Source organism: Kribbella sp. NPDC023855, from assembly GCF_040639475.1.
Lineage (GTDB): Bacteria > Actinomycetota > Actinomycetes > Propionibacteriales > Kribbellaceae > Kribbella.
The window spans coordinates 403,017-423,824 of the sequence record NZ_JBFAAA010000006.1 but is presented as its reverse complement, the minus strand read 5'-3'; the positions used below and the strand labels follow the sequence as shown (position 1 = coordinate 423,824).

Annotated in this window: 18 protein-coding genes; 5 read left to right on the top strand and 13 right to left on the bottom strand. The window is 67.8% G+C overall.

The genetic code is table 11. The features are described 5' to 3' along the window. Positions 1-33 precede the first annotated feature (33 nt). Positions 34-3,804, top strand: coding sequence for an endo-alpha-N-acetylgalactosaminidase family protein (locus AB0F51_RS23660; protein WP_360283328.1), 3,771 nt, complete (start codon positions 34-36; stop codon positions 3,802-3,804). A 74-nt stretch (positions 3,805-3,878) separates the two neighbouring features. On the opposite strand, the gene AB0F51_RS23655 is transcribed toward AB0F51_RS23660, so the two are convergent. The 7 genes from AB0F51_RS23655 to hppD form a co-directional block, all read right to left on the bottom strand. Then, a complete protein-coding gene (locus AB0F51_RS23655) occupies positions 3,879-4,316 on the bottom strand; it encodes a hypothetical protein (RefSeq protein ID WP_360283326.1) in 438 nt (145 codons plus the stop codon). 81 nt (positions 4,317-4,397) lie between these two features. Further along, the gene (locus tag AB0F51_RS23650) at positions 4,398-5,642 is read right to left on the bottom strand and encodes a HAMP domain-containing sensor histidine kinase (RefSeq protein WP_360283324.1); all 1,245 of its coding nucleotides are present in this window, start codon (positions 5,640-5,642) and stop codon (positions 4,398-4,400) included. 33 nt (positions 5,643-5,675) lie between these two features. Beyond that, positions 5,676-6,374, bottom strand: coding sequence for a two-component system response regulator CseB (cseB, locus tag AB0F51_RS23645; RefSeq protein WP_360283322.1), 699 nt, complete (start codon positions 6,372-6,374; stop codon positions 5,676-5,678). A gap of 6 nt (positions 6,375-6,380) precedes the next feature. Continuing rightward, positions 6,381-6,998, bottom strand: a complete 618-nt coding sequence (locus AB0F51_RS23640; RefSeq protein ID WP_360283320.1) for a hypothetical protein — start codon at positions 6,996-6,998, stop codon at positions 6,381-6,383. A gap of 150 nt (positions 6,999-7,148) precedes the next feature. Then, positions 7,149-8,522, bottom strand: a complete 1,374-nt coding sequence (locus tag AB0F51_RS23635) for an FAD-linked oxidase C-terminal domain-containing protein (protein ID WP_360283318.1) — start codon at positions 8,520-8,522, stop codon at positions 7,149-7,151. Positions 8,523-8,564: 42 nt separating this feature from the next. After that, a complete protein-coding gene (locus AB0F51_RS23630) occupies positions 8,565-9,035 on the bottom strand; it encodes a hypothetical protein (protein WP_360283316.1) in 471 nt (156 codons plus the stop codon). 241 nt (positions 9,036-9,276) lie between these two features. Further along, positions 9,277-10,479, bottom strand: a complete 1,203-nt coding sequence (hppD, locus tag AB0F51_RS23625; RefSeq protein ID WP_360283314.1) for a 4-hydroxyphenylpyruvate dioxygenase — start codon at positions 10,477-10,479, stop codon at positions 9,277-9,279. Between the two features lie 148 nt (positions 10,480-10,627). Between hppD and AB0F51_RS23620 the strand changes: the two genes are divergently transcribed. After that, a complete protein-coding gene (locus tag AB0F51_RS23620; protein WP_360283312.1) occupies positions 10,628-11,101 on the top strand; it encodes an Lrp/AsnC family transcriptional regulator in 474 nt (157 codons plus the stop codon). Between the two features lie 494 nt (positions 11,102-11,595). Here AB0F51_RS23620 and AB0F51_RS23615 read toward each other — a convergent pair whose 3' ends face one another. Further along, positions 11,596-12,240: a helix-turn-helix domain-containing protein gene (locus AB0F51_RS23615; RefSeq protein ID WP_020387098.1), complete on the bottom strand. Its 645-nt coding sequence runs from the start codon at positions 12,238-12,240 to the stop codon at positions 11,596-11,598. A gap of 54 nt (positions 12,241-12,294) precedes the next feature. On the opposite strand from AB0F51_RS23615, the gene AB0F51_RS23610 reads away from it, so the two are divergent. Further along, entirely contained in the window at positions 12,295-13,029 is a 735-nt protein-coding gene (locus AB0F51_RS23610; protein ID WP_360283310.1) for a hypothetical protein, read from the top strand. Positions 13,030-13,032: 3 nt separating this feature from the next. On the opposite strand, the gene AB0F51_RS23605 is transcribed toward AB0F51_RS23610, so the two are convergent. After that, entirely contained in the window at positions 13,033-14,268 is a 1,236-nt protein-coding gene (locus AB0F51_RS23605) for an MFS transporter (RefSeq protein WP_360283308.1), read from the bottom strand. A gap of 34 nt (positions 14,269-14,302) precedes the next feature. Next, entirely contained in the window at positions 14,303-15,025 is a 723-nt protein-coding gene (locus tag AB0F51_RS23600) for an SDR family oxidoreductase (RefSeq protein ID WP_360283306.1), read from the bottom strand. A 101-nt stretch (positions 15,026-15,126) separates the two neighbouring features. Between AB0F51_RS23600 and AB0F51_RS23595 the strand changes: the two genes are divergently transcribed. Continuing rightward, entirely contained in the window at positions 15,127-15,969 is an 843-nt protein-coding gene (locus tag AB0F51_RS23595; RefSeq protein ID WP_360283304.1) for a helix-turn-helix transcriptional regulator, read from the top strand. A 58-nt stretch (positions 15,970-16,027) separates the two neighbouring features. Continuing rightward, entirely contained in the window at positions 16,028-16,786 is a 759-nt protein-coding gene (locus AB0F51_RS23590; RefSeq protein ID WP_360283302.1) for a glycoside hydrolase family 16 protein, read from the top strand. Between the two features lie 4 nt (positions 16,787-16,790). Here the strand turns inward: AB0F51_RS23590 and AB0F51_RS23585 are convergent, their stop codons facing one another. The 3 genes from AB0F51_RS23585 to AB0F51_RS23575 all read right to left on the bottom strand — a co-directional run bounded on the left by AB0F51_RS23585 (position 16,791) and on the right by AB0F51_RS23575 (position 20,743). After that, a complete protein-coding gene (locus AB0F51_RS23585) occupies positions 16,791-17,303 on the bottom strand; it encodes a Pr6Pr family membrane protein (protein ID WP_360283479.1) in 513 nt (170 codons plus the stop codon). Between the two features lie 1,019 nt (positions 17,304-18,322). Further along, the gene (locus AB0F51_RS23580) at positions 18,323-20,122 is read right to left on the bottom strand and encodes a DEAD/DEAH box helicase (protein WP_360283300.1); all 1,800 of its coding nucleotides are present in this window, start codon (positions 20,120-20,122) and stop codon (positions 18,323-18,325) included. Positions 20,123-20,173: 51 nt separating this feature from the next. After that, on the bottom strand, positions 20,174-20,743 hold the full coding sequence (locus AB0F51_RS23575; RefSeq protein ID WP_360283298.1) for a Uma2 family endonuclease: 570 nt from the start codon (positions 20,741-20,743) through the stop codon (positions 20,174-20,176). Between the last annotated feature and the right edge of the window lie 65 nt (positions 20,744-20,808).

Here is a 20,808-nt window from a genome sequence, read left to right as displayed (position 1 = left end):
TCAGACAGTGACCCGCCCGTCAGGAGTCGTCCCGTGTCTCGACCCGTAATCCCGCCCTTGGCGGCCGCCGCACTCGCGGCCGGCCTGCTCGTCGCTCTCCCACCCACCGCGGCCACCGCCGGCCCCGCCGCGACGGACCTCACGCTGACCTCACCCGAGCTGACCGTGACCGTCGCCGCCGACTTCCCCCGCGTCATCAGGTACGCCGACAACGCGTCCGGCCGGTCGCTCGGCGGCCAGCCCGACGCGATCTCGACCGTCACCGTCAACGGGGTCGCCCGGGCCGCCCGGCTGACCGGACCGCCGACGGTCACCACCGGCAGAGCGCAGTACCGGCTGGCCTTCGACGCGTTGCCTGGCGTCGAGCTGGACGCCAGCCTCGCGCTGACCGGCCGGGTGACCACCTTCAGCATCGACGCGGTCCGCGACACCGAGGCCTCCCGGGTCCGGACGATCGACATCCCCGACCATGACCTGGTCTCCGTCGCGAGCACCGATCCGGGCGCCACGACGGCCTTCACCACGCTCGACCCGGACTCCACCCGGACGGCGGACAAGATCACCCCGGTCACCTCGGCCACCGCCGCCGAACCGGCCGCCACCGGCGCGACGTACGCGTTCGTGAACACCAGCGGGCTCGCCGCCGGCATCGAGTCGAACTCGGTGTACGACAAGCCGTCGGGTCAGTCCGTCGACGACGGCGCCCGGTTCTGGCACCGGGCCCGCAAAGCCGCCGACGGGACCAGCCGGGTCGGCGTCTGGAGCGGCCAGTGGACCTACCGCGCCGACACCGCGCCGTACACGGAGCCATTGCCGTGGGCGAAGGTCGTGGTGACGCCGGACGCCAATGACGACAAGGTCGTCGACTGGCAGGACGGTGCGATCGCGTTCCGCACGATCATGACCGAGCCGAAAGGCGGCGACGAGGTCAAGAACCGGGTGGTGACCCACATCCCGTTCAACTTCGCCAGCCAGGCGACGCATCCGTTCCTGCGCACGCTCGACGACGTCAAGCGGATCTCGCTGGCGACCGACGGTCTCGGGCAGATGGCCCTGCTGAAGGGATACGGCTCGGAGGGCCACGACTCGGCGCACCCGGACTACGGCGGCAACTACAACCAGCGGGCGGGCGGTCTCACCGACCTCAACACGCTGCTGAGGAAGGGCAAGGACTACAACGCCTCGTTCGGGGTGCATGTGAACGCGACCGAGTCCTACCCGGAGGCCAACGCCTTCAGCGAGGAACTGGTCGACAAGTCCAGCAAGGGCTGGAACTGGCTGAACCAGAGCTACTACATCAAGCAGCGCCCCGACCTTGCCTCGGGCAACATCGTCAAGCGGTTCCAGCAACTGCGCGACGAGACCGACCCGAATCTGAAAGAGCTCTACATCGACGTGTACTACCAGTCCGGCTGGCTGGCGGACGGTCTGACCCGGCAACTGGCCGACCAGGGCTGGCAGATCGGTACCGAGTGGGCCGACCGGCACGAGCGCACCTCGCTGTGGTCGCACTGGGCCAACGACCTGGACTACGGCGGCGCCACCAACAAGGGGCTGAACTCACAGATCATCCGGTTCGTCCGCAACCACGAGAAGGACGTCTGGAACGCCGACCCGATCCTCGGCCAGAGTTCGCTGGTCGAGTTCGAGGGCTGGACCGGTGAGGTCGACTGGAACGCCTTCTACGCCAATATCTGGCAGCGCAACCTGCCGGCCAAGTTCCTCCAGCAGCAGAAGATCCTCGACTGGAACAGCAACGAGATCACCTTCACCGGCGGCGTCCGCGGCACCGTTGCCAATGGCAAGCGAAGCCTCAGCGTCGGCACTGCCAAGGTGCTGGACGGCGACAAGTACCTGCTGCCATGGGATGGCAACAAGAAGCTCTACCACTACAACCCGGCCGGTGGCGCGACCACCTGGCAGGTCCCGGCGGGCTTCAGCACGGACCGTTTCACCGTCTACAAGCTGACCGACACCGGCCGTGTCAGGATCGGTACTGCGCCCGTCCGCAATGGCAACATCACGCTGGCAGCCAACCCCGGCCAGCCCTACGTCCTGTACCCCGAGCAGGCACCGCGTCTCGCGGACCCGCAGTGGGGTGAAGGAAGCCACTTGGAGGACCCCGGCTTCAACGCCGGCAGCCTGAACGCGTGGGACCCGACCGGCAACGCATCGATCGCCACCCTCGCGAACGGTCAGCACGTCGCGGAACTCGGATCGGACCACACCACCCTCCAGCAGCGGATCCGCGGCCTTGTCCCCGGCCGCATCTACAGCGCCTCCGCGTGGATCGAGGTCGAGCCGGGCAAGTCCCGCAAGACCACACTTGATGTCAACGGCACCTCAGTGACCGTCGACCGGTCCACCGCGATGAACCGGGTGGCGGCCGACGACAAGCAAGGCCTGTACTACCAGCGGGCGCGGGTCGTCTTCGAGGCCAAGGGCATCACGGCCGACCTGACCCTCAAGGCCATCAGCGGCGCGGCACGGGTTCGCATCGACGACGTCCGGGTTGTGGAGACCAAGCGTCCGGCCGCCGGTCTCGTGGACGATTTCGAGAACGTCGACCAGGGCTGGGGCCCGTTCGTGAAGGGCGATGCGGGCGGCACGACCGACCCTCGGACCGTGCTGGCGCGCAAGCACGCGCCGTACACCCAGGCGGGCTGGAACGGGAAGCTCGTGGACGACGTACTGGACGGCGAGTGGTCGCTGAAGTCGCACGAGGAGAACCAGGGGCTCGTCTACCGGACGATCCCGGCCACCGTGCCCTTCACGCCGGGACACAAGTACAAGGTCAGCTTCGACTACGAGAACGGCGTCGCCGGGCAGTACAGCTGGGTGCAAGGTGTGGACCGGCCGAAGGCGGTCGAGGTGAAGGCGACGCCGATCGGCGCGCAGCGCACCAAGGCGACGTTCAGCCAGGAGTTCGTGGCCGGCTGTGGCGGCGACTACTGGGTCGGCTTGCGCAAGCACTCGTCAGGCGGCGACCAGGCCGACTTCGTGCTGGACAACTTCGCGGTCACCGATCTGGGCGCCACCAGCGACGCAGCCGACTGTACTTCGCTGAGCCTGACCGGGGCCGGCCTCAACGGCATGGTCTCCGGCGAGCCGAACACGGTCGTCATCACCTTCACCAACAACGATGTGGTTGCCGTCGACAACATCACGCTGGGGCTGACCGCACCGGCGGGCTGGACCGTCGAGGCGACTACTCCGGCGACGTTCGCATTAGTTGCCGCTGGCACCAGTGTGGCGACCACCTGGTGGGTCACTCCGCCCGCCGGGACACCAGCAGGCAAGTACATGCTCTCGGCAACCGGCGGGCAGGCGACCACTTCGGCCGAGGCGACCTTGTTGCCGCCGGGCATCGTGCCGCAGTCCCGGATCAAGGTGACCGACGTCAGCAGCGAGGACCCTGCCACCGACGGGCCCGCGACCGCGGCACTGGACGGGAACCCCAGCACCCTTTGGCATTCCGCCTGGTCCCAGGTGCCGACACCGGCAACCTATCCCCACCACATCACGCTGGACCTCGGTACGACGTACCAGGTGAACGGGTTCAGCTACCTGCCCCGGCAGAGCGGGACGAACGGGATGTTCAAGGGGTACGAGGTCTACGTCAGCGCCGACGGGCAGAACTGGGGTACGCCGGTGAAGACCGGCGAGTTCCCCAACTCCCGCGACACCCAGCGACTGGACCTCACCGCGAAGGCGGGCCGGTACGTCAAGTTCGTCGGCACCAGCTCGCTGAACGGCGCGGTCTTCGGTGCGGCCGCTGAGCTGAACGTTTACGGAACGCGTTAAAAACAAGCACCCCGGACGCAGGGCACTAGGAAAGCGGCGCCACCTCCCCCGAGGGTGGCGCCGCTTTCGCATGATCACTTGACGATGGTGACCGAGACCGCGGGGCTGGCGGCCTTGGCCGTCACGACGCGGAACTTGTTGACGCCGAGGTGGCCGCTCTGCACCCACACCGAGTAGGTGCCCTTGCTGGTCACCTTGGTGGTGGCGGGGAAGTTGACCCACTTGCCGCTCTGCAGGCGCTGGACCTGGACGACCGACTTGGCGGCGATACCGGCGGTCTTGCCGGAGAACGACACCTTGGCCCAGGCCTTCGCGGTGGCCTTGTCCGACTTGATCGTGATCGACGGCTTGGCAGCGACGTCCGCAACCTTCGTGCCGGCGCTGGTGATCCGGGTGGTTTCCGGCGCTGCGTTGGCCTGCAGGGCGCCGGCCACGCCGACCCCACCGGCAGCCAGGGCGATGCCGGCGACCACGGCGAAGGAGCGACGTACGGCCTGAGAGCGAGTGCGCATTGTGGTGATTTCCCCTCGTATGTATGGGGTTCTGGTGAACCCGACATCAGAGGAGACGCCCCGGCCGCGGGAAAGGTTGTGTTACGACTCCGTCTCAGGAGTGTCGGGCAGCACCAGCCGGGCGCATGCACCGCCACCAGGGGACGTGCCGAAGGTCAGCTCAGCGCCGAGCACCTTCGCGTGACCGGCGGCGATGGTCAGACCGAGGCCGTGCCCGACACCGCGCTCGGCCATCCCGGACCGGAACCGACGGGGGCCTTCGGCAATCAATTCCTCGGGATAACCGTTGCCGTGGTCCACTACCTCGATGGTCCGGCCCCGGACCGTGACCTCGATCGGCGGGCGGCCGTGCCGCAGGCCGTTGACGATCAGGTTCGCCAGGATCCGCTCGATCCGGCGCGAGTCGGTGGACACCGTCTCCTCCGGATCACACCGGTGCACCACGACACTGTCCGGCGCCAGCGACTGCTGCATCCGCAACCGGCCGACGGCCGACCCCACGAACGCGCCGAGCCCGACATGCTCCAAGTCAGCCTGCTCGACACCTGAGTCGAACCGGGCGATCTCGAGCAGGTCCTCGACCAGTCGTCGCAGTACCTTGGCCCGGTCGCGCACGAGTTCACTGGGACGGCCAGGCGGCAACAACTCGGCGGCGGTCAGCAGGCCGGTGACCGGCGTACGGAGGTCGTGGGCGACGTCGGCGGTGAATCGTCGCTCCGCTTCCAGCTGGCCGCGCAGCGAACTGGCCATCGTGTCCAGGGCCGTGGCCAGCGCCTGGACCTCGTCCTTGCCCTTGCCCACGGCGCCCGCGGCCGAGGCGTCGAGATCCCCCGCGGCGATTCGGCGCGCAGTACCGGCGACTGCGACGATCCGGCGGGACAGGCTGCCGGCCGCGACCACGCTGCCCAGGGCAACCAGCGCGACCGTGCCGATCCCGCCCAGGATGAGGGCCCGGCGCAGCGCCTTCATCGACGGGTCGTCGACGTCGTAGTCCTGCACGATCGACAGGATCTGGCCGTCCTTGACGCCGACCGCCGCCCACATCTTGGCGTTCGGCGAGCCGGTCTTGAAGGTGGCCCGCTTGCCGCCCATCACGGCTTCCCGCAGCAGCGGCGGCAGGTCCGGATCGTCCAGCCGCGATCCGAACACCGGTACGTCGCTGCGGTCGTAGCTCTCCGCGGCCAACTGGATCCGCTCGTCGGCGAAACTCCGCGTGCGGTCCAGCCGGGCCGACTGAGCCTGGGTGTAGACCGCGACGCAGAGCACCAGGATCGCGAGTGACGACAGCAGGACGAAGATCAGGCCGAGCTTGCTGCGAAGACCCATCAGCGGCCTCCGTGGGGGGCGGAAGGCATCGTGCTAGGCCCGCAGCTTGTATCCGAATCCGCGCACGGTTTCGATCCGGTCCGCGCCGATCTTGGTCCGCAAGCGCTGCAGGTGGACGTCGACCAGCCGGCCGTCGCCGCCCCACTCGTAGTCCCAGACCCGCTGCAGCAGGGTGGACCTGCTCAGCACGACGCCCGGGTTGTTGGCGAACTCGATCAGCAGCTTCAACTCGGTCGGGGTGAGCTGGACGGTGTTGCCGCCGCGGCGTACCTCGAGGGCCTCGCGGTCCAGCTCCAGGTCGCCGAACGACTCCACGCTCGCGCCGGTCGCCGGGGTGGGCCGTTCGGGATCGACCACCGCCCGCCGCATCACCGCACGCAGCCGGGCCACCAGCACCTGGGTGTCGAACGGCTTGGTGACATAGTCGTCCGCGCCGGCCTCCAGCCCGAGGACGACGTCCAGCGCGTCACCGCGGGCCGAGACCATCACGATCGGCACGGTGCTGGACTCCCGGATCCGCCGGCACACGGAGATGCCGTCCAGTCCGGGCAGCATGATGTCGAGCATCACCGCGTCCGGATGGATCTTCTCGAAACGTTCGATCGCCTCCAGGCCGTCCTCGGCCGTCGTGACGTCGTACCCATGGCGTTCGAGGGTCAGCTGGGTCGCCTCACGGATCACCGCGTCGTCCTCGACCATCAGGATGCGCGCTGCCGGTTCTTCCGGTACCACCGAAGTTCAGTCTCCCTCTTGGATCTGCGAGCTCACCTTGGTCATCTGACCGCCGACCCAACGGTAGACCTCGACCGCGCTTCCGGACGGGCAACAAGGCGCGTCGTCCACGGCGAAGATTTGAGATTCGACGACCAGATCGCCTTGCCGGGTGGGACTGATCTTCAACTGATCGGCCTTCAAACTCCAAACCCGGCGTGGCCCCTTCGGCGTGGCGGCCATCAGAGCGGCTCCGACGATGAAGTTGTCGAGTGTGTGGATCAGCACCACCTGCTGCGGCTGGCCGGTCTTCATGGTGTCGACGGCGGGCCCCCGGGTGAGGCAGCGGGCGATCACCGTGCAGCGCGACATCAGCTTGCGGAAGAACGGGTCCAGCTGGGTGTCGTCGCGCAGGCTGTCCCGGATCTCGGTCAGGCTCATCGCCTCCGCGCCGACCCGCGGCGCCAGCGTCGGGGACGGCGTCGTGGACGGAGCGAAGCCGCGGTTGGCCGACGGGCTCGGCGTCGACGAGGTGGCCGGCGCGTCCGCGCCCTCGACCCGCAGGCCGCTGCCGTTCGCGCAGCCGGACAGGGCGACGAGCACGGCCAGGACCAGCGCAGCCGGCTGCAACAGCCTTGCTCGCATGGGTGACCTCCCGCCTTGCCTCACCGTGTTCCCCCCGTTTTCAGTCAACTGCCTTCCATAGTGCGGCCGGCACGTCACATTCGACGGCCGTGAACGTCGAATGGCCCCGGCAGTTCCGTTGCGGTTGGGTCACAGAAGGTAGAAGAACCCTCACGAAACGACCTTGCCCGGATTGAGGATGTTTTTCGGGTCCAGCGCGGCCTTGATCGCGCGGTGCACCGAGACCGCCACCGGACCGATCTCCTGGACCAGCCAGTCGCGCTTCAGCACCCCGATTCCGTGCTCGCCGGTGATCGTGCCGCCCAGCTCCAGACCGACCTCCATGATCTTGTCGAACGCCACCTGGGCCCGGGCCGCCTGGTCCGGATCGGTCGCGTCGAACACCACGGTCGGATGCATGTTGCCGTCGCCGGCATGCCCCAGGACGCCGACCGTGATGTCCAGGTCGAGGGCGATCCGCTCGACCGCGCCGATGAAGTCGGCCAGCCGGGACCGCGGTACGCAGACGTCGTCGATCATCGTCGTCCCGAGCTGCTCCAGCGCGACCAGCGCCGCCCGGCGGGCCTCCAGCAGGAGTTCACCCTCGGCCGGGTCGTCCGCCTCGATGCACTCGATCGCGCCGTACTGGCGGCAGAGCTTGGCCACCATCGCTACATCGGCGGCGCCGGCCTCACCTCCCGCGTCGGACTGGGCGATCAGCATCGCCGCGGCCTCGGTCGGCAGGTCCATCCGGAGGTAGTTGTTGACCGCGGTGATCGTCGTACGGTCCATGATCTCCAGCAGGGACAGCGACACGCCGCTGCGGATGATCTCGACGATCGCCTCGCCGGCCGCGACACCGGAGTCGAACAGCGCCGCCATCGTGCGCGGCCGGGCCGCCTGCGGGCGCAACGCGAGCGTCGCCTCGGTGATGATGCCGAGCGTGCCCTCACTGCCGACGATCAGCTTGGTCAGGTCGTAGCCCGCGACACCCTTGACGGTGCGCCGGCCGGTTCGCAGTACCTGGCCGTCGGCCAGCACCACTTCGAGCCCGAGCACATAGTCGGTGGTCACGCCGTACTTCACGCAGCACAAACCGCCCGAGTTGGTCGACAAGTTGCCGCCGATCGAGCAGAACTCCCAGCTCGACGGGTCGGGCGGGTAGAACAGGCCCTGCTCGGCCACCGCGCGCGACAGGACGGCGTTGAACACCCCGGGTTGCGTCACGACGTACCGGTCGACGGGCTCGATCTCGAGGATCTTGTCCATCTTCTCCAGCGAGATCACCAGGCAGCCGTCGATCGCGTTCGCCGCGCCGGAGAGTCCGGACCGGGCACCTTGGGGCACGACCGGGACGCCCGCCTCGGCGGCGATCCTGACCGCCGCCTGGACGTGCGCCGTCTCCCGCGCGAGCACCACCGCGATCGGCTCACCGGCCGGACAGAACATCGCCCGGTCGTACCGGTAACTCTCGATCCGGTCCGGATCGGTCACCAGCGCCTCCGGCGGCAACACCTGCCGAAGGCGCTCGACTAGATCGTTCATATCGGTGAGCCTAGGCGGTTTTGCGCCCGTTGGCAGGTGCGATCAGCGGGTTCTGCTGGTCGCGTTCTCCGAGATCTCCTGGTAGCCGCCGCCGTAGTTGTGGAACTCGCGGGCGATCGCGATGAACGTGACGCTCTTGTCGGTGGACTTCACCTTCGGCGTCCGGCAGGTTCGCTGCCCGGCCGTCACGGCGCCGTTGCCACCGCTGCTGTCGCAGGACAGCGTTCGCCCCGCGTTGGAGCCGCCGTGCTGGACCAGATAGGCGTTGGCCCGCTGGTTCGCAGTCAGTCGCGGTCTCATGGTGATTTCGGCCCAGTACTGCGAACAGCTGTCCCGGACGAGCCGGACACTGCCCCAGCTGGGCGGTCGGTGGTCGCGCAAGATGCTTGCGGACGAGATGGATGTCGCACCCGAGCAGTTGACGGCTGGTGCCGCCTGAACTGATGTGGCCAAGGCGATCACGCCGACTCCGGCCAGACCCGCGGTGCTGAGCACAATGCCCAGTGTCTTCATCGGAAAACCCTTCCTGAGCGTACGCCCCGACGCACACTCATTGGGCAGAGTACGCGAACCTCCCCTGACCTGACAGTCACTCCGGTAATCGGACGTAACCCCGGTGTGTCGCGACCACATCACGGTAGGTATACACAAAGACCAACAAAACACCCCGCCTTTCACTCAAGACGGGGTGGTTTGGGGTTACAGGTTGCCGCCACCTCCCCGCTCCGAGCGGAGCGAGGAGCGGGTGTTTGTTCTACAGGTTGCCGCGGCGCTCCTGCTCGCGCTCGATCGCCTCGAACAACGCCTTGAAGTTGCCTTTGCCGAAGCCCAGGGAGCCGTGGCGCTCGATCAACTCGTAGAAGACCGTCGGGCGGTCGCCGATCGGCTTGGTGAAGATCTGCAGCAGGTAGCCGTCCTCGTCGCGGTCGACCAGGATCTTGCGCGACTGCAGCTCCTCGATCGGCACCCGCACCTGACCGATCCGCTCGCGCAGCTCCGGGTCCTCGTAGTACGAGTCGGGCGTGTTCAGGAACTCGACACCATTGGCCCGCATGATGTCGACGGTGCGCAGGATGTCGTTGGTGGCCAGCGCGATGTGCTGCGCGCCGGCGCCGTCGTAGAACTCCAAGAACTCGTCAATCTGCGACTTCTTCTTCGCGATGGCCGGCTCGTTCAGCGGGAACTTGACCCGGTGGTTGCCATTGGCCACCACCTTGCTCATCAGCGCGGAGTAGTCGGTGGCGATGTCGTCGCCGATGAACTCCGCCATGTTCACGAAGCCCATCACCTTGTTGTAGAACCCGACCCACTCGTCCATCAGCCCGAGCTCGACGTTGCCGACCACGTGGTCGACCGCCTGGAACAGTCGCTTCGGGTGCCCCTCGGGCCGGGTCACGGCCGTCTGCGCGGGTACGAAACCAGGCAGGTACGGGCCGTCGTACTTCGACCGGTCGATCAGCGAGTGCCGCGTGTCGCCGTACGCCGCGATCGCAGCGCGCCGGACCGTACCGTGCTCGTCCGTCACGTCGTGCGGCTCCTCGAGCACGGTCGCACCCTGGGCCCGGGCGTGCGCGATGCACTTGTCGACGTCCGGCACCTCGAGCGCGATGTCGGAGACGCCGTCACCGTGCTTGCGGTGGTGCTCGTGCAGCGTGCTCGTCGGGGTCACGCCACCGGTGATGACGAACCGCGCCGAGCCGGCCTTGAGCACGAACGCCTTGCTGTCCTTGTTGCCGGTCTCCGGACCGGAGTACGCGACAAGATCCATCCCGAACGCGAGCTGGTAGTACTTCGCGGTCTGGGTCGCGTTGCCGACGATGAACACAACGGCATCCATCGCCGTGACCGGGAACGGGTCGGTGCTCTCGTCGTACGGCACCAGGCCGACGAGCTGCTTCAACTGGTCGAGGTCGAGATCGGCGTCGAGCTCTGCAGGGGTGAGGTCGGTGCTGGTCATCGGTGTCCTCCCGGAAGGTTCGGCTTGGGCATGAGCTTTGCCGCCCCCGGACAGGTTGCGCAACAGATGTATGTTTCACTGGACACTCTGACCAGTATTCTCCGCCTTCTGGTGGACTATTTGGTCACCCTGACTATTGGAGGTGTGTATGGCCGGAGTGGACGCCCTGGACGCCCGCATCCTCGACCTGTTCGCCGCCGAGCCGCGCGTCGGCGTACTGGAGGCATCCCGCCGCCTAGGCGTAGCCCGCGGCACCGTCCAGGCCCGCCTGGACCGCCTCACTCGCGACGGGGTCGTCCGAGGCTGGGGCCCCGACGTCGACACCACCGCCATCGGCTACCCGGTAACAGCCTTCGCCACCCTCCAGATAGAACAGGGCTCCGGCCACACCACAGTCGCCGCCGCCCTGGCCGCCATCCCCGAGGTCCTAGAGGTCCACACCATCACCGGCGCCGAAGACCTCTGGTGCCGAATAGTCGCCCGCTCCAACGCCGACCTCCAACGAGTCATCGACCAGGTAGTCATAGTCCAAGGCATCCAAAGAGCCTCCACCGTGATCGCCCTAGCCGAACAAATCCCCCACAGAGTCCTCCCTCTCCTCCACGCGGCCAGCCGAGGCTGATCTCTCTGGAGTTGGATGCACGAGCAGCCGAGTGCCGGCTCGTGACGCTGCGCGTCACCTCGCGCCAAGTTCGCGCCAGGTGAGCATCCGTCCGCAGGAGAAACCGGCGTGGAGCCGTGAACGCGCGCCCGGCACCTCTCTCCCGGCACAGCGCCGAGGTGACGCGCAGCGTCACGAGGCCGCCGCTGCCGCCACCCCGCCGCGCGGACAGCGTCCACTGCATCCCCGTACCTGACCTCGGCAGACGCCCCCCGCTCTCTTCATGCGAGGTGACGCCCAGCGTCACGAGCAGGCTGTCACCAGCAGCTTGTACTGCGAGCGCCAGCGCCCCCTCTTCGGCGCCGAGGTGACGCGCAGCGTCACGAGCCGTCCGCCAGCTGCTCGTACTGCGGGGCGCCGGCCGCAGCCTCCCGCCTACCTGCAGGCTCCTGGTGCGATGTGACGCGTAGCGGCACGAGCCGGTTGGACAGCTGTTCGTACTCCGAGGGGGTCGGCTAGGCGAGGCGTTTGGCTACTTCTACTGCGGCTCGGGCTACTCGAGGGCCTACGAAGTCTCGGTCGAGTTTGCCGAGGACGACTACGCCGATGGAGGCTTCGACGCCTGGTACGCCGAGGACTGGGGACGAAACGCCTTGGGCGCCGGCCTGGAGTTCGCCTGCGGTGATGACGAAGGGGCGGCCGGCTGGGTCGGGTTTGCGGCGGCCGGCCAGGATCGCCTTGCCGGCCGCGCCCTGGTCGAGGGCGTGGCGGGAACCCATGCGGTAGGAGACGTGGAAGTCGGTCCAGCTCGGTTCGATGACCGCGATCGCGAGTGCCTCGTCCCCGTCGGCCACGGTGAGGTGAGCCGTCGCACCGGTGTCTTCGGCCAGCGAGCGTAGTACCGGCAAAGCGGCGTCGCGGAGGGTTGGCTGGACGCGGCGGGAGTAGTGCAGTACTGCGAGTCCCAGCCGGGCGCGGCCTTCGCTGTCGCGGCGGACCAGGCGGTGCAGTTCCAGCGTGTTGACCAGGCGGTAGACGACGGTCCGGCTGACGCTCAGCGAGGCGGCCAGTTCGGTGATCGACAGGCCGTCCGGGGCGTCCGCCAGCAACTCGAGGACGGTGAGTCCCCGATCGAGCGTCTGGGACGTCTCAGCGGGCACAGCCGAAGCGTAACCTTTTTCGGCCGCGGCCCGATGTCCCCGTATCTTGCTGCCGTGCGAAATTACTGGGCGCTGCTCCCCGCCATCGCGATCTGCGTCGGTCTGATTCTGCTGTACGCCGTCCCGACGCTGGTCAATCCGCAGTGGACGAGCAGCCTGCTGAGCTTGTTCAAGCAGCTGCCCGGCAGCGAGGAGACGGGCGAGCCGGAGCCGCTCACCGCGCAGCAGGTGCAGGCCCGGCGGATGCTGGCCGGCGCGCTGGTGATCGGCGCGCTCGGGCTGTTCGGGTTCAACCTCCAGCTCAACCGGGAGGCGAACGGCTGCTACCAGGCGGCCAAGGCCTGGGGCGCGGTCGACGACCAGAAGAAGGACGCCGATCCGTGCGTCGACAAGATCTTCGGCGCGTTCATCAACGACGGCGGCGGCAAGGCCGACGAGAAGACCCAGCAGCCGGTGCCCAGCTACCAGGTGGTCAAGGGCAAGCGGCCGAAGTACCTGAAGTTCGTGCAGAACCGCCCCAAGTACGACGAGGCGAACCTGCTGATCGGTCTCGGGTTCAACTGCACGTCCGACCTGGTCGTCACCGAGTCCGACGACAAGATCACCGCGGTGATCGACGACACCGAGCCGTGCCCGCCGGACAGCCAGATCGAGCTGATCCCGATCAAGCTGAAGAAGCCGCTCGGCGACCGCCCGATCGTCACTGTCGACGACAAGCCGCTGACCCGGATCAACCCGGACATGGATTCCTGGGGCAAGGTCCTGAAGGAGCTCGTCACCGGCGGCTGACGGTCAGCGCAACGCGCGGATCTCGGAGTCGTACCGGCGAAACGGCCGGTTGAAGGCGAGCAGGATCAGCAGCCCGGTGACGCACACGCCGGCGCCGCCGAGCAGCGCGATCGTCGGGGTGCTGAGCGACGCCGTCGTGCCGGCCACGAAGTCGCCGAGACGCGGACCGCCCGCGACGACCACGATGAAGACGCCTTGGAGCCGGCCGCGCATCGCGTCCGGAGCCGCCGACTGCAGGACGGTGTTCCGGTACGCCGAGCTGACCATGTCCGCGGCACCCGCCAAGGCCAGCAGGGCCACGCCGAGCCAGATCGTGCGCGACAACCCGAACAGGCCGATCGCCACCGCATAGACGGTGATCGCGACGACGATCGCCACGCCTTGCCGCCGGATCCGGGTCACCCAGCCGGAGAAGATCACACCCAGGAGCGCCCCGATCGCGGGCGCGGCCTGCAGCAGCCCGACCGTCCGTACGCCGCCTGCGAAGAACGAGCCCGCCACCGCCGGGAACAGCGCACGCGGTTGCGCAAAGACCATCGCGAGGATGTCGGCGACGAACGTGGCCAGAAGCGCCGGCGCGGCTCGAAGGAAGGTGAAGCCTTCGAGCACCGAGCGCAGACCGGCCCGGCGCACCAGCCCGGTCGGCGGCACCGGGGGCAGCCGGAACAGCGCGTAGAGCGCGGCGGTGAAGGTGATGACGTCGACCAGGTACGCCGCGGCGAACCCCTGCCAGGCGAGCACGACAGCACCCAGTAGCGGTCCTGCGGTGAAGCCTAGGTTGAACGCGGCCTGGCTCAACGTGTTGGCGGCCGGCAGGAGTTCTGGGCGGATGAGTCGCGGGATGATCGCGGACCGTGCCGGGTTGTTCACCGCGAAACAGGCCGACTGCACGGCGACCACGGCGTACAGGACCCAGACCTGGTTCCAGTGCAGGACCGACTGGGCGACCAGGAGCATCGAGAGCAGCCAGAGACCGCTGGACGAGATGAGAGCGAGCGTACGGCGGTCGACGGCGTCGGCCATCGCGCCGCCGTACAGCCCGAAGACGATCAGCGGCACCAGCGAGCAGAGCCCGACCAGGCCGACCGAAAAGGTTGACTGGGTTAAAAAATAGACCTGGATAGAAATTGTCACCGCGGTCATCTGCTGGCCCAGTTGGGAGACCGTGGACCCGATCCACAGCCGGCGGAAGTCGGCCGACTCCTTGAGGGGGCGGAGGTCGGTCAACAGGCGAGCCACGGCTCCGAACTTATGTCACCACTTGCTCAGCAGGTCACCAGGGCAGGCGACCGGTGTCGGCGTGGACCTCGCCGGTCGGACCGTCCGCTCCGAGGGTGGCCAGCTGGACCGCGACGGCCGCGCCCTGGGCCGGCGTACGGGGTGCGTCCCAGCCGCCCATGTCCGTCGCGCAGTTCCCCGGATCGGCGGCGTTGACCAGGATGCCGGTACCGCGCAGTTCGTTGGCGAGCATCACGGTGACCATGTTCACCGCCGCCTTGGACGAGTTGTAGGCCAGGGTCCGGACGGTCGACATCCGGGACTCGGGATCGCCGACCTGGGTGAAGGACGCGAGCGAGGTGGACAGGTTGACGATCCGCGCGGCGTCGGCGTTTCGCAGTACCGGCAGCAGTGCCTGGGTGACGTCGACCAGGCCGATCACGTTGGTCTCGAAACCGGCCCGCAGTGCCTCCGCGGCGATCTCGGTCACGCCGGCGTCGCCCTCGGGGATGATCGCCGCGTTGTTGACCAGTACGTCGAGCCGCCCGTGCTCCGCCTCGATCTTGGCCGCGGCGGCCCGGACCGACGCGGGGTCGGTCACCTCCAGTTGGATCGCGCTCGCCTTGATGCCATCGGCAACCAGTTCCTTGGCGGCGGCCTCACCGCGGGCGAAATCTCGCGAACCGAGCAGGACGGTGTGACCCGCCTCGCCCAGCTGCCGGGCGATCTCCTTGCCGATTCCTTTGTTGGCTCCTGTAACCAGTGCGATTTTGCTCATGGCTCAGAGCTTTGTGTGGTTTCCCGAACCCAGGCAGAGCGGGCTGAGCCTGGGATCGGTGGTCCCTGGTTGGCCTTCGGCGGGCTTGAGATGCTGGGGTCATGGACAGGGCACAGCTGGCGGAGTTCCTGCGCATCCGGCGCGAGCGGTTGCGCCCTGACGACGTGGGACTGCCGGCCGGACTCCGCCGACGTACGCCGGGCCTGCGGCGCGAGGAGGTCGCCGGGCTGGCCACGATGTCGACGGACTACTACACCCGCTTGGAGCAGGGGCGCGGCCCGCGACCATCCAGGCCGGTACTGACCGGGCTGGCCCGTGCGCTGCGGTTGTCCGACGACGAGCGCGCTCACCTGTTCCGGCTGGCCGGGGAGCAGCCTGGGCCTCCGCCGGGACCGCCGACGGACGTGCGTACCGGAGTACTGCGGATGCTGGCGCGGCTCGACGTACCGGGGTTGGTGCTGGACGCGAAGTACGACGTACTGGCGTGGAATCCGTTGGCGGCGGCGTTGCTGGCGGACTTCTCCGGGTTGCCTCCGCGGGAGCGGAACCTGTTGCGTCTGCGGTTCTTGTCCGGGTCTCGGCAGCAGGAGCGGTTTGGGGAGAAGCAGACCGCCGAGTTCGCGCGGGAGGCGGCGGCGGATCTGCGGGCGGCCACCGGGCGTTATCCGGACGATCCCGCAATCGCGGCGCTCGTGCGCGAGCTGAACGAGGGCAGTGAGGAGTTCGCCCGGATCTGGGCGCTGCACGAGGTCGCGACGCAGCAGAGCATGTGCCAGACGATCCACCATCCGACGGTCGGGCAGATCGATGTGGTCTGCGAAGTACTGGTCATTCCGGAGCGTGATCAGCGGGTGGTCCTCTATACGGCCGATCCCGGATCGGCGTCCGACCAGGCCATTCGGTTGCTCGAGGTCGTCGGCACCCAGGCGCTCAGCACCAGTTGACAAACAGCTCCACTCAAGCGAACGTTTGACGTCATTATCTGACGAAAGGCGTTCCCTGATGCGTAAGTTAATTACCGTCGCGGCCGGTACCGCGGTCGCGGCGTTGCTGATGGCCGGCGTCGCATCGGCGGCTTCAGCGGACTCGCCGGGTTCGGTGGTCTTCGCCGACGAGTTCGACGGAAACGCGATCGACCGCGGCAAATGGGCCATCCACTCGAACGCCGAAGCCGACCAATGCCTCGGCAACAAGGGCAACCAGCAACTCGAGTGGCACACCTGGGACGCGCTCGCGGTGGGTGGCGGCGTACTGACCATCACAGCGCGCAAGAACAACCCGCAGCCCGGATATGGCTGGTCGAGCGGCTTGATCACCACCGCGCAAGCTTGCGGTCACGAGCCGTCCGGCTCCTTCACCGTCCTGCCCGGCGACTACGTGGAGACGCGCCTCAAGTTGCCCAAGGCAAAGGGTTTCTGGCCGTCGACGTGGACGTGGAACGGCAATGGTTCCAACGAGCAGGACACGTACGAGTTCTACAGCGACAACCACCGCAACCTGTACCTCACCAACCACCAGTCCGGCGGCAGTTGCACCTACGAATCGCCCGTCGACCTCACCACCGACTGGCACACCATCGGCCAGCAACTCGGCCCCGACAAAACCCGTTGGTACCTGGACGGCGTACAGATCTGCGAACAAGGCCCGTACTCCGGAACCGGCGACGCCCTGATCCTCGACCTGTTCGTCTACAGCGCGATCCCGCCTGAGGTCACCGAGGAATCAATGCAGATCGACTACGTCCGCGTCCACCGTCAGTAGCGCATCAACTGACCGGCGCCCGAAGCTTCCCGTCGACCGCCTTCAGGCCGGCCGCCAAGACCAGTCCGATGACGAGGACAGCCAGCGCGTTGCGCACGGCTATGCCGAGGCCGAGGTCAGTGGCGTCGAGGAAGGGATACGGGTACCACTTCGTGAAGCTGCCCTGCACGAAGATGTAGACCAGCCAGGCAACTGGCCAGATGAAGGCCGCGGCGACGGTCCGCCAGGTCAGCCGCGGCCGAGGCCCGAACAGCAGCCAGGCGAGCAACGTGGCCCACGGCGAGATGTAGTGGAACCCGATGGTCGCGACCAGAGCAGCCCCGGTCAGGTGAACCTGCGGGGCCAGCACGATCGCAAACACCAGGCCCGTGATGACAATCCCGAGCAACGAGTCGAGCCGGACGACATTCCAAACCCGCCCATCCCGCAACGGCCGCCGTACCAGACCCAAACACACCGCCAGCACGATCAAATTGCTCTCAATCGTGAAAAAACTAAACAGCCGCCACAACCGCACCCCCACACCCGCCGCTTCCCCAGTCTCCCCGGAATTAGCGTCAGCCCCACCACTGAAAATCAACACCAACTGAATAACCAACGCCCCCACAATGACCACCGCAATTCCGCCATGCCACCACCGCAGAACCCGCACAACCCCCGCCACCCTGACACCCCGCGTAGTAGCCACACTTAATCGTCACCGATCCCCCACCCCCACCGCCTAGAAGGCACGCCGCTCGAACCCCAACCTCCGCACACCCCAAGCGGAGCGCGCGGTGGGCTACATCAGTCGTCTCCTTCAACAAGCACCCGTGCCAGCGGGCCGTCCGTCTCACCCAGCCGACGCGCAACACCCAGATCTCCAGACGCCCCTCACCGCGGCGACCAACAACCCGCACCCCACCATCTCACCGCCTTTGCGGGCACCTGCTGGCGTTCAGCCCCGGCAACTCCAGCTCAGCGAGGTGACGCGCAGCATCACGAGCCCGCCTGGACGACTTCGCCTGTACGCCTGCTGGCAGCCCCCGGCGGACCCCGTCGGTTGACCTGCGTCCCGTCCGGTACGACTCTTCAACAGGTCGACTGCGGGCACCTGCTGGCGTTCAGCACCCGCGACTCCAGCTCAGCGAGGTGACGCGCAGCGTCACGAGGCGCCGACCGGATCGGCTGCGCGGGTCGGCAGTTTCCGTACTCCGCGACACCTCGGACCCGCTCCACCCGGTAAATCGCTTGGGCCGGCGATTGGAGTGCGCCGTAGATCCTGCTCGCGAGGTGACGCGCAGCGTCACGAGCCCGTCTGCCGGTCACGCTCGCGAGCCCGGCCGGACGACTTCGCCTGTACACCCCGCCGGCATCCCCCGGCCGACCCCATCAGTTGACCGGCGTCCCCTCCCCTACAACTCTTCAAGAGATTGCCTGCGGGCACCTGCTGGCGTTCAGCACCCGCGACTCCAGCTCAGCGAGGTGACGCGCAGCGTCACGAGCTCGGTGGGCTATCCCAGCCCACGGTGGTGTGGGTGCGTAGTACGGGTGGGGTTAGGCGCGGCGTTGGGTTGCCCAGTCTCGGATTAGTTCTATTCGGTCTCGGAGTTGGGCGGAGGAGGCGTGGGCTGCGGCGGGGCCGCCTAGTTTGCGGCGGAGGTCGTTGTGGATGACGCCGTGCGGTTGGCCGGTGCGGTGGTGCCAGGCGGCGACCAGGCCGTTGAGTTCGCGGCGGAGGAGGGCTACCTGTTCGTGGGTGGCCAGTTCGACCGGAGTCGGGTCTTCGCGATCGGAGGCGCCGCGCTGGGACTTCTTCTGCTGGGCCAGCGACTTCGCCTGGCGTTTGCGGAGCAGTTCACGGACCTGGTCTGGCTCCAGCAAACCGGGCAGGCCGAGGAAGTCGAGTTCCTCGTCGGAGCCGATGTCGCCGCCGGTGCCGTAGTCGCCGCCGTCGAAGACGACCCGGTCGAAGGTCGCGTCCGAGCCGAGGGCCTCGAACTTCGCGTCGAGGTCGTCACTGGCACCCTCGGCCTGGTTCGCCTTCTTCAGCAGGTCGTCCTCGAGGGCGAAGATGTCGCCGTCCTCGTTGGAGTTCTTCCGGCCGAGCACGTGATCGCGCTCGACCTCCATCTCGGCCGCGAAGCTCAGCAACCGGGTCACCGACGGCACAAACACCGACGCCGTCTCACCCCGCTTGCGCGCCCGCACGAACCGACCGACGGCCTGCGCGAAGAACAGCGGCGTCGAGGTCGGCGTCGCGTAGACCCCGACCGCCAGCCGCGGCACGTCGACGCCCTCACTGACCATCCGGACCGCGACCATCCACCGCTGGTCACCGTCGGAGAACGTCTGGATCTTCTTGCTCGCCGCCTTCTCGTCGGACAGTACGACGGTCGGCGCCTGGCCGGTCAGTTCGCGCAGCACCTTCGCGTACGCCCGGGCCGTGTTCTGGTCACCCGAGATGACCAGCCCACCCGCGTCGGGCATGTGCCGCCGTACTTCGGTCAACCGCTTGTCGGCCGCAGCCAGTACTGCGGGCATCCACTCGCCGGCCGGGTCGAGCGCGGTACGCAACGCCTGAGCGGTCAGATCCTTGGTCAGCGGCTCACCCAACCGGGCAGCCACCTCGTCACCGGCCTTGGTGCGCCAGCGCATCTCACCGGAGTACGACATGAAGATGACCGGCCGTACGACGTGGTCGCGCAGCGCGTGACCGTAGCCGTAGGTGTAGTCGGCCTGACTGCGCGCGACACCGTCGTGACCGTACTCGTAGGTGACGAACGGGATCGGGTTGTCGTCACTGCGGAACGGCGTACCGGTCAGGGCGAGACGACGGGTGGCGGGCTCGAAAGCCTCCCGGACGCCCTCACCCCAGCTGAGCGCGTCACCGCCGTGGTGCACCTCGTCGAGGATCACCAGCGTGCGGAACTTCTCGGTCCGGACCCGGAACGCGAGCGGGTTCACCGCGACGCCGGCGTACGTGACGGCGACACCCTGGAAGTCCTTGTTCGTCCGGCCCTTGCGGCCCGCGAAGGCAGGATCGATCGCGATCCCGGCCCGGTCGGCCGCGTCGGCCCACTGGACCTTCAGGTGCTCGGTCGGCGTCACCACGGTGATCCGCTCGATCACCCGGCGGTGCAGGAGCTCGGCGGCGACGGTCAGCGCGAACGTCGTCTTGCCCGCGCCCGGCGTCGCGACCGCCAGGAAGTCCTTCGGTTGCTTGTCCAGATAGAGCTGGAGCGCCTCCGCCTGCCAGGCCCGCAGCTTGCTCGCAGTTCCCCAAGCGGCGCGGTCCGGGTAGGCCGGAGGAAGCACGGCTGGTGCTGCAGGCACGTGCGAATCCACGGACGGCATACTCCCCCGATAGTCGACTGTCGGCCGTGCAGGAACGTTACCCGAGATCCCTCACAAGGTCAGATCGGCGGGCACCAGCCTGACCTCGAACGGCGCCGTCAACCGCGCCACTTCGTCCCCGGTAGCCTTCGCCACCTGCGCATATGTCCCGTCGCGCAACTCCCAGGCAATCAGCTCCGGCGTGTCGGGATCGATCACCCAGTACGACGGACAGCCGGCCGCCTCCAGCCGGGAGAACTTCATCATCAGGTCGTAGCGGCGCGTGCTCGGCGAGAACACCTCGACGGCGAGCAGTGGTGCCATCGGCAGATCCCGCTCGGTGAGATCGTCCCGCCGCGCGACCAGCAGATCGGGCTGCATGATCGTGTCCGCACTGATCACGACATCGAACGGCGCTACCAGCACCTTCAGGTCTGGTGGGCAGGCGGCCTTGAGAAGGATGGCCAGGTTGAGAACGACGTCCTGGTGCCGCACCGAAGGCCCTGGCGTCATGATCAGGGTGCCATCGATGAGTTCGTAGCGGTGCCCGTCATCGGGCATCCGGTCGAGATCGTCCCGGGTCAGTGGTCCGCTCCGTCGCCACGGCGGGGGGTACTGCGCCTCGGGTTCCATGACTGCCATGGTGCCTCCTTTTGTGGTCCATACCTACAAAGTGCCGTCGTCTGCCCTGGGGTGGCCCGGTTTTC